At 47.1% G+C, this 11,670-nt stretch carries 6 protein-coding genes; 2 read left to right on the forward strand and 4 right to left on the reverse strand.

What is annotated here, in order from left to right; genetic code table 11:
- Positions 1-96: 96 nt before the first annotated feature.
- From adhE to pflB, 3 genes are all read right to left on the reverse strand, one after another.
- Positions 97-2,727 carry a bifunctional acetaldehyde-CoA/alcohol dehydrogenase gene (gene adhE, locus QUB39_RS06785; RefSeq protein ID WP_333208422.1) on the reverse strand — a complete coding sequence of 877 codons (2,631 nt, stop codon included), beginning with the start codon at positions 2,725-2,727 and terminating at the stop codon, positions 97-99.
- A 124-nt stretch (positions 2,728-2,851) separates the two neighbouring features.
- Complete coding sequence (pflA, locus tag QUB39_RS06790; protein WP_333052442.1) at positions 2,852-3,592, reverse strand: pyruvate formate-lyase-activating protein; 741 nt, start codon at positions 3,590-3,592, stop codon at positions 2,852-2,854.
- A gap of 492 nt (positions 3,593-4,084) precedes the next feature.
- Complete coding sequence (pflB, locus tag QUB39_RS06795; RefSeq protein ID WP_333208423.1) at positions 4,085-6,313, reverse strand: formate C-acetyltransferase; 2,229 nt, start codon at positions 6,311-6,313, stop codon at positions 4,085-4,087.
- A 429-nt stretch (positions 6,314-6,742) separates the two neighbouring features.
- Here pflB and QUB39_RS06800 point away from each other — a divergent pair, with 429 nt between their 5' ends.
- Positions 6,743-9,463, forward strand: a complete 2,721-nt coding sequence (locus tag QUB39_RS06800; protein ID WP_333208424.1) for a bifunctional acetate--CoA ligase family protein/GNAT family N-acetyltransferase — start codon at positions 6,743-6,745, stop codon at positions 9,461-9,463.
- A 500-nt stretch (positions 9,464-9,963) separates the two neighbouring features.
- Here QUB39_RS06800 and QUB39_RS06805 read toward each other — a convergent pair whose 3' ends face one another.
- Positions 9,964-10,566: a superoxide dismutase gene (locus QUB39_RS06805; protein ID WP_333052685.1), complete on the reverse strand. Its 603-nt coding sequence runs from the start codon at positions 10,564-10,566 to the stop codon at positions 9,964-9,966.
- Between the two features lie 381 nt (positions 10,567-10,947).
- Here QUB39_RS06805 and QUB39_RS06810 point away from each other — a divergent pair, with 381 nt between their 5' ends.
- Positions 10,948-11,487, forward strand: a complete 540-nt coding sequence (locus QUB39_RS06810) for a phosphate-starvation-inducible PsiE family protein (protein ID WP_333052434.1) — start codon at positions 10,948-10,950, stop codon at positions 11,485-11,487.
- The last annotated feature ends 183 nt before the right edge of the window (positions 11,488-11,670 follow it).

Consider the following 11,670-nt stretch of genomic DNA (forward strand, 5'->3'; position numbering starts at 1 on the left):
TGCGTTAGATTTCTCCAGAAACTGTGGGGAGTAGGAGTTAGGTATCCTGCCCCCCATTGACAGGCTTTTGAGGAGAAATCTATGGCACCGCGCCGATTACACTAAAGTTAACACTCGATTGAGATCAGAAGTGTCGCCGTCAGAATACGCTTGCAGCAGAAGTTGCTTTAAATCTTCAATCAGCGGATAGCGGGGGTTCGCTCCGGTACACTGATCGTCAAAAGCGTGATCGGCCATTTCCTCAACGCGAGCAAAAAAGAAATCATCACTCATTCCCTGACTGGCGATCGCCTCCTGAATCGTGCTAGGAATATCTACCTCACGCTTCAGATCTTCCACCGCTGCGATCAACTTCTCCACTTTTTCATCTTCTGTATCCCCACCCAAATTCAGATAGTCTGCAATTCGAGCATAACGCCACTTGCTGTTAGGATACTTGTTTTGAGAAAAAATGGCTTGTTTGAACGGAACATCCGTTGCATTGTAGCGAATTACGTGAGAAATCATCAGCGCATTCGCTAAACCGTGAGGGACGTGGCAAGTTGCACCTAATTGGTGAGCCATTGAGTGACAAACCCCCAGAAAAGAGTTGGCAAATGCCATGCCGGCGATCGTAGCAGCATAATGTACTTTCTCCCGCGCTTTCGGATCGTTGGCACCATTTTTGTAAGCGCTGGGCAGGTATTTAAACAGCAAACGAATCGCTTCTAAAGCCAAACCATTTGTATACTCAGAAGCCAACACAGAAACATAAGCTTCTAAAGCGTGGGTTAGCGCATCAATGCCGCCGTAAGCAGTCAGTTTCCGGGGCATATTCAGCGTAAGTTCTGGATCGACGATCGCCATACTCGGAGTCAGAGCATAATCTGCCAGCGGATACTTAATCCCCGATCGTTCATCCGTAACAACCGCAAAAGGCGTGACTTCCGAACCCGTTCCCGAAGTAGTTGGAATTGCCACCATAATTGCCTTTGAACCCAAAGGCGGCAGTTCGTATACCCGCTTGCGGATATCCATAAACCGCATCGCCAATCCTTCAAACTCAATTTCTGGATGCTCATACATCAGCCACATTACTTTAGCAGCATCCATCGGCGAGCCACCACCAAAAGCAATAATCACATCTGGATGGAAACTATTGCAGATTTCTAAACCTTTGCGAACAGTAGCCAGCGAAGGATCGGGTTCCACATCGTAAAATGTGTAGTGATCGATGCCGATTTCTTCCAAACTCTCTGTGACTTCCTTAGTCAATCCCAATTCAAACAATGGTTTATCCGTCACAATCAAAGCACGTTTCTTACCTGCAAGATCCCTCAAAGCTACAGGAAGACAACCCGACTTAAAATAAATCTTGGGAGGAATGCGGAACCAGAGCATATTCTCGCGTCGCTCTGCTACGGTTTTGATATTGAGCAGGTGATGGGGTGTCACGTTGACAGAAATCGAATTATCGCCCCAGCTACCGCAACCGAGGGTAAGGGAGGGATCGAGGCGGAAATTGTACAAATCGCCGATCGCACCTTGAGAAGAAGGCGTATTAATCAGCACCCGCGAAGTCTCTAATTTGCTTTCAAAATAACGAATGTGTTCCTGATTGTGGGGGGCGGTGTAGAGTACAGAAGTATGTCCGTGTCCGCCAAAAATTATCAGCGCTTCAGCTTTGTCTACTGCTTCAGTAAAGTCCTTGGCGCGGTACATGGCGAGAATCGGCGAAAGTTTTTCACAAGCAAAGGGTTCTTCTTTACCTATCGTATCCACTTCTCCAATCAAAACCCTGATGTTTGACGGCACTACAAAACCCGCAATCTGCGCCACCTTTTGCACCGATTGTCCGACTATTTCGGCATTCAATCGACCATCAATTAAGATTACCCGCCGCACTTTTTCTCGTTCTTCAGCATTCAGGAAATAAGCACCGCGCTTGATAAATTCCAGTTGCACGGCATCGTACACCTCATCCACAACAACTACCGATTGTTCCGAAGCACAAATCGTGCCGTTGTCGAAAGTTTTGCTGAGCAAAATTGAGCTGACAGCCATTTGGATGTGAGCGGTTTCATCGATGATGGCGGGAGTATTTCCAGCGCCGACACCGAGGGAGGGATGTCCTGAAGAGTAGGCAGCTTTTACCATTCCCGGCCCGCCAGTTGCCAAAATTAGTTTGATATCGGGGTGCTGCATCAAAGCTTGGGAAAGTGGCACAGTTGGCTCATCAATCCACCCAATAATATCCGGTGGTGCGCCGGCTGCTACAGCAGCATCGAGGAGGATTTTTGCCGCCGCAGCCGTGCAGGATTTGGCGCGGGGATGGGGCGAAAATATAATGCCATTTCTCGTCTTGAGCACGATTAATGACTTAAAGATGGTGGTGGAAGTCGGGTTAGTTACAGGAACGATTCCCGCTAGCAATCCCACTGGTTCGGCAATGCGTTCGTAGCCAAAATGCCGATCGGACTCGATGATACCACAAGTCTTGTCGTTTTTATATTTGTTGTAAATCATTTCCGAGGCAAAATGATTTTTGATTGCCTTATCTTCGATGACTCCCATTCCCGATTCTTTGACTGCTGCTTTGGCTAAGGGAATGCGGGCGGCATTAGCGGCTAAAGCTACTTGCTTGAATATGCGATCGACTTGTTCTTGAGTGTAGGTGGCAAACTCAGCTTGGGCTGCTTTTACTTTTTGAATTAGGACTTCTAATTCTTCTAAATTGGTAACTTTCATGTGATTTTTCGTGATGTGGATTTCGGAAAAATTATTGCCTCAATCTTTGATTGGTAGGGAACCTGCAGATCGACGCAGATAATTTCAAGATTGTGGGTGACTTGTGAACGTGGCCTTTTAATTATTATATACCGCTAGCTCCGATCGCATTGACCCCGCGACTGCGAAAAATATCAACTGTTTGTTGCACGAGTTCCGGTGAAGCTGGAGGTGTATCCTTGAGTTCGTAATCCAATTTTAATTGCTCCCATTTGTATTCTCCCATTTTATGAAATGGTAATACTTCGACTTTTTCCACATTGTTCAGATTGGCAATAAACTCCGCTAATTTTTCTACGTTTTCGATGTGATCGGTGAGGTGAGGAACTAGAACGAAGCGAATCCACGTCGGTTTGCCAATTTCGCTGAGATATTTGGCCATTGCTAAAGTAGGCTCGATGGAAACATTGGTGACTTTGTAATAGAGTTCGGGAATGTAGGATTTGATGTCCAACAAAACCAGATCGGTCATTTCCAGAACCGGTTTAGCAACGTCTAAAACACAGAAGCCTGATGTGTCCAGCGCTGTATGCAAACCCATTTGATGACAGCGGGTAAAGATTTCTTTGACAAAATCCGGCTGCATCAATGGTTCGCCGCCGCTGACGGTAACGCCTCCTTTCCGTAGGTAGGATTTACATTTTATAATTTGCTCGATTAAATAATCGACGGTTACTTCTTTACCATCGTGGGAATTGCGACAGTCGGGATTGTGACAGTACAGACAGCGTAACGGACAGCCTTGGGTGAAGACGATAAACCGGATTCCGGGGCCGTCTACTGTACCAAATGTTTCGATTGAGTGAATGCGACCAATTCCAGACATTTAATTTGCTGTTTGTTGGTAAGGATTTTGAGAGTAGGGATGATATCAATTCCGGTTGCATTGGAATGATTAAACCGCAGAGTACGCAGAGAACGCAGAGGAAGAGAAGAGAGAGATGAATACAGGACGATGCTAACGGATTTGAGATGAGGGAATCTCGGTGTTAACTTAAGCCGGGAAACTTGCGGATTGTTCGTTTGGTTGCTGAGGCTCGATCCCCCTAAATCCCCCTTAAAAAGGGGAGTAGGGGTTGACTTTGAGAAGTGGACGGTTCCCCTTGAATCCCCAGATAGTCTGGGGAATTCAAGAATACTCTTGTTCCCCCCTTCTTAAGGGGGGTTAGGGGGGATCTGGCCTCATGGTTTAACAGCGAAACTAGACGAAAAAAGACTTATGCAGAACCAATTATGTAGGCGCTTCTTGAGTCCCCCTCAGCTCGGACTTCGTTTGACTCTTGAGCGGTTTCAATCGCCGAGTTTTTTCTGCTGGGATTTAGACGCGTTCGTGGAAAGTCCGTTTAATCACATCTAATTGCTGTTCGCGGGTAAGTTTGATGAAATTAACCGCATAACCGGAGACGCGAATTGTTAGCTGGGGATAGTTTTCTGGATGTTCCATCGCATCTAGTAATGTTTGCCGATCGAGGGCGTTAACATTGATGTGATGGCCGCCATCGTGGAAGTAACCGTCTATAAGACTAACTAGGTTGTTAGTCCGATCGCTCTCCATTCTGCCCAAGGCTTGCGGTAGAATCGAAAAAGTATTCGATATGCCATCTTGACAATCACTGTAAGGCAGTTTGGCTACAGAAGATAAGGATGCGATCGCCCCACAGGAATCTCGGCCGTGCATCGGGTTAGCACCGGGAGCAAAGGGTTCGCCGGCTTTACGTCCGTCGGGAGTGCTACCAGTTTTTTTGCCGTAAACTACGTTAGAGGTAATTGTGAGTACCGATTGAGTCGCTACAGCGCCGCGGTAGGTTTTGTGCTGGCGAATTTCGTTCATGAAGCTTTGCACAAGTTCGATGGCTATACTGTCTACGCGATCGTCATTATTGCCATATTTGGGATATTCTCCTTCGATCGAGTAATCCACTGCCAAACCTTGCTCGTTGCGAATCACCTTAACTTTAGCGTTTTTAATCGCCGACAGGGAGTCCGCCACCACCGACAATCCGGCAATTCCGCAGGCCATTGTCCGGTAAACATCGCGATCGTGCAGTGCCATTTCCAGGCGTTCGTAGCAGTATTTGTCGTGCATATAGTGAATGACATTCAACGTATTGATATACGTTTTTGCCAACCACGCCATCATGTCGCGGAACCTGGCTCTTACCTCGTCATAATCGAGATATTCGGTAGTAATCGGTGGGAACTGCGGCGCGATTTGGTCGCCGGACTTCTCATCTTTACCGCCGTTAATCGCATAGAGCAAAGTCTTAGCTAAGTTAACTCGCGCGCCGAAAAACTGCATTTGCTTGCCAATTCGCATGGCGGAAACACAACAGGCGATCGCGTAATCATCGCCGTATTGAGGACGCATCAAATCGTCGTTTTCGTACTGAATAGAACTTGTGTCGCTGGATACCTTCGCACAGAATTCTTTGAAGTTTTCCGGCAAGTTTTCCGACCACAAAACGGTGAGATTTGGTTCGGGTGCAGTACCGAGGTTTGACAGGGTGTGCAAGAATCGGAAACTGTTACGAGTTACCAATGTTCTACCGTCATCGCTGATACCGCCGATCGCCTCTGTTACCCAAGTTGGATCGCCAGAAAACAGAGCGTTATAGTCGGGAGTTCGCAAAAACCGCACCATGCGGAGTTTCATTACAAAATGGTCGATCAGTTCTTGCAATTCCACTTCGGAACTCGCGCCACTTTGTAAATCGCGCTCGAAATAAATGTCTAAAAACGTCGATACGCGGCCGAGAGACATCGCTGCCCCGTTTTGTTCTTTCACTGCTCCCAAGTAGCCAAAATACAGCCACTGGACAGCTTCTCGTGCATTTGCTGCCGGACGGCTAATATCAAAGCCGTAGCTAGCAGCCATTTCTTTTAACTCAAACAATGCCCGAATTTGCTCGGATAACTCTTCGCGCAAGCGAATTGTTCCCTCGTCCATCGCGTCTAGTTCGAGTGATTCTTGCTGTGTTTTTTTATCCTCAATTAGGCGATCGACACCGTACAAAGCAACGCGCCGATAGTCACCAATTATCCGCCCGCGTCCGTAGGCATCTGGCAAACCTGTGATGATACCCGAACGTCTCGCCAGACGCATCGAGCGCGTGTAAGCATCGAATACACCATCGTTATGAGTTTTGCGATATTTCGTAAATATTTCTTCAGTTTGCGGGTCGAGCTGATAGCCGTAAGCTTCTAAACCGGCCTTGACAACGCGAATCCCGCCCAAGGGCATAATCGCGCGTTTCAAAGGTCGATCTGTTTGCAAACCTACTATTTGTTCTAAGTCGCGATCGATGTATCCTGCTGCATGAGCCGTGATCGATGTGGGAACTTTTGTATCAACATCCAATACACCTTTTTCGCGCTCTTGCTTCATTAATTCCAGAACTTTTTGCCAAAGTTGCTGGGTTTTTTCGGTTGGTGCTGTGAGAAATTCTGCATTCCCTTCGTAGGGGGTGTAATTCTTTTGGATGAAGTCTCTGACGTTGACTTCGTTTGTCCAGTTGCCTTCAGTAAAGCCGTGCCATTCTGCAAACATAGCTTGCTTTCACCTCAATTTTTTATTAGCGATCGATCTTTTTTGCTTCGACCACTATATCTAGTATATATTTAATTTCAATATTTTAAATACCCGGTTCGCTATTTGTTACAAAAGTTGACTTGCTAATTTGGTGGGAAGAATTAAGATAGATAGTAGGCAGAACCTCCTCGTGAATTGTTGAGGAAGCTCTGACCAAAGGGGTTCCCGAACTAACACTTAGACAACCCAAATGTTGTTTAAGGGCGGGCGTGTCGGAAACGGGCAATGAGATTTTTTTTTTCAGGAACCGCAAACACCCGAAGAAGATGAAGAAAAAGCAGAAAAAAAGCAGAAAAAGAGTTCGGATTTGATTCGGTGATAGTTATCGAAAGCAGAGCAATATTAATTGCTGATTAATTGAAGTAGGGTACTATGCAGATAAATTCAATGAATCAAAGCACTGCGAGCGATCGGGCTCACGATATTTGGAAAGAACAGCGTCATCCGCTCGATCGGATTTTTCGGCCTCGCTCCGTGGCTGTAATCGGCGCAACAGAGAGAGAAGGAAGCGTTGGACGAACTCTCCTGTGGAACTTGATTCGGAATCCGTTTGGCGGCACAGTTTTTCCAGTGAATCCGCAGCGCCACAGCGTCTTGGGGCTCAAGTCTTATCCTGACATTGCTAGCGTCCCGGAAGTAGTGGATCTGGCGGTGATTGCTACGCCGGCTGCTGGGGTGCCGCAAGTGATCCGCGAATGTATCGCTGCTGGGGTGAAAGGAGCAATTATTGTTTCTGCAGGCTTTAAAGAGATTGGTGCGGCTGGGGAGGCTTTAGAACAGCAAGTTCTCGCCCAAGCGCGTCTGGGCGGAATGCGGATTATCGGCCCAAATTGCCTCGGTGTGATGAATCCTGTGGTTGGGCTCAATGCTACTTTTGCAGGTACGATCGCCCGTCCGGGTAATGTCGCTTTCATCAGTCAAAGCGGCGCCCTCTGTACTTCGATTCTCGACTGGAGTTTGGGGGAAAATGTCGGTTTTAGCGCCTTTGTATCGATCGGCTCTATGCTCGATGTCGGTTGGGGCGATCTGATCGAGTATTTCGGGGACGATCCCCATACTCACAGTATCGTTTTGTACATGGAATCTATGGGTGATGCTCGTTCGTTCCTGTCCGCCGCCCGCCCAGTGGCGATCGACAAACCGATCATCATTCTCAAGGTAGGACGTACCGCCGCCGCCGCCCAAGCCGCCGCTTCCCATACGGGAGCTTTGACCGGCAGCGATGACGTGCTTAACGCTGCTTTCCGCCGCTGTGGCACGTTGCGCGTACATACGATTTCCGATTTGTTCGACATGGCAGAAATTCTGGCCAAGCAACCGCGACCGCAGGGCAACCGCCTATCGATCGTCACCAATGCCGGAGGCCCAGGGGCGATCGCCACTGATGCCTTAATTAGCGACGGCGGTGCCCTGGCAGATTTGGCACCGGAGACGCTGCAGCGACTTGATGAGTTTTTGCCACCTCAGTGGAGTCATCACAACCCGATCGATATTTTGGGCGATGCTAGTAGCGATCTTTACGCCAAAACTTTAGAAGTTGTCGCTCCCGATCCCAATAGTGACGGATTGCTGGTCATCCTGACGCCACAAGCGATGACAAATCCCACCCAAACCGCAGAAAAACTTAAGTCTTACAGCAAACTCGGAAAGCCCTTATTAGCAAGCTGGATGGGCGGTGTGGAAGTGTCAGCGGGAACGCAAATTCTCAATCAGGCAAATATTCCGACTTTCCCTTATCCCGATACCGCCGTCAGGTTATTCAACTATATGTGGCGGTACACATACAACCTGCGCGCTATCTACGAAACGCCATCTCTCCCCGCTGATTGCGAACTCGATACTTCCGGGTGTGCTACTGCTGCGAAGATTTTGACTGCCGCCCGTCAAAACAATCGCACTCTATTAACCGAGTACGAATCAAAACAGTTGCTAGCAGCTTACGGGATTCCCACCGTAGCGACAGAAATTGCAGCGAGTGCGGCCGAAGCTGTGGAAATTGCCGAGATCCTCGGTTATCCAGTGGTGCTAAAACTCCATTCTGAGACGATTACTCACAAAACCGATGTGGGGGGCGTCCAACTAAATTTAGGCGATGCTAAGGCTGTAATTAGTGCCTTTGAGGCGATCGCCCAGCGGGTACGGGCGATCGATCCTGCAGCGTTTCTTGGCGTAACCGTGCAGGCGATGGTGCATTTGGAAGGCTATGAACTAATTTTGGGTAGCAGTATTGACCCACAATTTGGGCCGGTGATGCTGTTTGGTTCCGGCGGACAATTAGTGGAAGTCTTTCAAGATCGATCGCTCGCACTTCCGCCTTTAAATACCACCTTAGCGCGGCGGATGATGGAGCAAACTCGCATCTATAAAGCTTTGCAAGGAGTGCGCGGCAGATCGGCAATTGACCTGGTACAACTCGAACAGTTATTAGTTCGTTTCAGTCAACTGATTGTAGAGCAACCTCAAATTGCCGAGATTGATATTAATCCGCTGTTGGTTTCTCCTGAAGGTGCGATCGCTCTTGATGCCCGTGTTGTTCTGCAAACAACGGAAAACCCCATTTCAACGGCGATTCGCCCCTATCCTACGCAATACGTTCAAAAATGGTCAACGGAGGGCGATCGTCCCATCACCATCCGTCCGATTCGCCCAGAAGATGAGCCGCTGATGGTGCTCTTCCACAAAGAACTTTCCGAAGAGAGCGTGTATTTGCGCTACGCTCACATGGTAAAGTTAAAGCACCGCATTGCTCACGAACGTTTGACCCGGATTTGTTTTATTGACTACGATCGCGAAATGGTGTTAGTAGCCGATCGTCCAGACCCGGAAACCTCAGCACACCGGATTTTGGGAATAGCGCGTCTGAGCAAACTCCACGGCACAAACCAAGCCGAATTTGCCCTCATCGTTAGCGATAGCTATCAGCAGCGCGGTTTGGGAACAGAATTATTGAGGCGGATGTTGCAAATTGGTCAGGAAGAGAAATTAGAGGCGATCGTTGGCTACATTCTTAATAGCAACTACAAGATGCAGAGCCTCTGTAAAAAACTAGGATTTGAACTCCACCCAGACCGAGACGAAGGAATGTTGAAAGCTGTTTTTGTCTGCTAAGCTGTGGAGCATTTAAACCACTAACGAGGCTTGTATGGTGCGTCAGGAGTGAACACTTACGCGCTTATGCGGGAAACACTTCTGTACGCTGGGCACCCTACAATCGTCTTTTAAATGCCGAACAGCTTAGGAATGAGAATTAAATAACTTCCACTCTTGAAAGTGGGATGGGCCTAAGAGCCCGTCCAAAAAGGACGGGCTCTTAGGCCCATCCCACAATAACAATTAAAATTGTAAGTTATTTAATTCGCGATCCTTAATAGCAAGTGTGGTTAAACTGATATCTTGCACCATTCTCAATTAGCCCTAGGGGCGGGTTCGCCAACAGCCTTAAAGCTTGCAAATAGGTTCTATAAACCCGCCCGACCCCACGAAAAATCCTCTTATTGATATTGCTGCAAGATGTCAGGTTAAATAATTCTCATTCATCACCACTAAAGTCCTCACTACAAACCGATAAAGTTTGTAGTGAGGACTTTAGTCCTCAAACTAAGATGCTACTAAGCCGCAGCCAAATTTGCTGCTGCAAACTCCCAGTTAGCCAAATTATCCAAGAAATTAGTAATGTAGTCGGGACGGCGGTTTTGGAAATCCAAATAATAAGCGTGTTCCCACACATCCAAAGTCAGCAACGGAGTTTGGCCGTGTGCTACCGGGGTGTCAGCGTTAGCAGTTTTGGTAACTTTCAAAGTGCCGTTGTCCAAAACCAGCCAAGCCCAGCCGCTACCGAACTGAGTTGTCGCAGCAGTCTTGAATTCTTCTTTGAATTTGTCGAAGCTGCCGAAGTCGGCGTTGATTTTCTCAGCTAAAGCTCCTGTCGGAGTGCCACCGCCGCCCGGTGCGAGGGAATTCCAGAAAAAATTGTGGTTCCAAACTTGACCTGCATTGTTGAAAATGCCGGCTTTGGATGGGTCTTTAGCAGATTCCTTGACAATTTCTTCAAGGGATTTGCTCGCCATTTCAGTTCCTTCAATCAGTTTATTCAGATTGGTCACGTAAGCAGCGTGGTGCTTGTCGTGGTGGAACGAAAAAGTGTTGGCCGACATATGAGCTGGCTCTAGGGCGTCAGCGGCGAAGGGTAACGGTGCAAGTTCAAATGCCATTGTGTTCAATCCTCTCTGGATTACTTTTGGTTTTTGGGCTAACTTTCCGGCTTTTGTATGATTAAAGCCGAGAGTCCCTAGCTTGAGTTTATCAAGCTGTGGTAAATAATTCTTTACAATTTTCATATTTTATAGCAGTTGGGGCATTTCAGCATTCAGACTTGTATTTTTTAGATATCAAAGCTACTTATTGCAGCATTCACATAGCATAAACTATCACTAAATGTCAAGCCACCTGGGTGGCAAATAAAAGTGTGTGTGAAATTGTCAACCAATCGAAATTTTATGAGACTGATAAAGAGATTAAACCTGTAAATTGCCATAGATTAACCTAAGTTCAATTAAGCTGTAAGAAAGCCAAACAAGTTGCAGCATATGTCAATGGAAAAGCGTTTAAACAACTCGTCGAGTAACCCCCCTCAATGGTTGAATTTGCAATTAATCGTCACCGGTCTGGAAACAGTCCAAGACTTAATTGTAATTTCCCTATGTATTGGTTTGTTTTGTTTCATGGTGCTAGAACTGCGAGAAATGTTCTTCTCGCTGCTACCTCCTTTGAATTTCCAGGAAGTCACGGCAGATATTTTATTTCTATTAGTTTTAGTGGAATTATTTCGGCTGCTAATTATTTACTTGCAAGAAAAAAGAGTTTCGATCGGCGTAGCTGTGGAAGTTTGTATTGTATCAGTTTTGCGAGAAGTGATAGTGCGGGGAGTGCTGGAAACTCCCTCGGTTCAAATATTATCAACAGGCGCATTTTTGCTGGTTTTGGCAGTGTTGTTGGTAGTCCGAGTTTGGTTGCCGCCAACCTTCGAGGGAATTGACCCGGAACGTCGCATGGCTAGCAGAAAGAAAAATTTTTCAGACAATGAATCTTCTGTCGCATCTGTTGCAGTCAATAGCAAGTTTAATTCTCATTGAATATGTCATGACAGGCGATTTTAGATTTTAGATTTTAGATTTAGTCTTTTATCGCTTGTCACGTTACAGCTATCATTTCGCGTAAAACTGAGATTTTGCACCATTGTCAAGAACGGGCTCTGGGGCCCGTTCCACAAAGAGTAGATTTTCTTGTGGGGAGTAGGGGTTGGGCAGGAGAATCCA

The sequence above is a fragment of the Microcoleus sp. AT8-B5 genome, from assembly GCF_036705565.1.
GTDB lineage: Bacteria > Cyanobacteriota > Cyanobacteriia > Cyanobacteriales > Microcoleaceae > Microcoleus.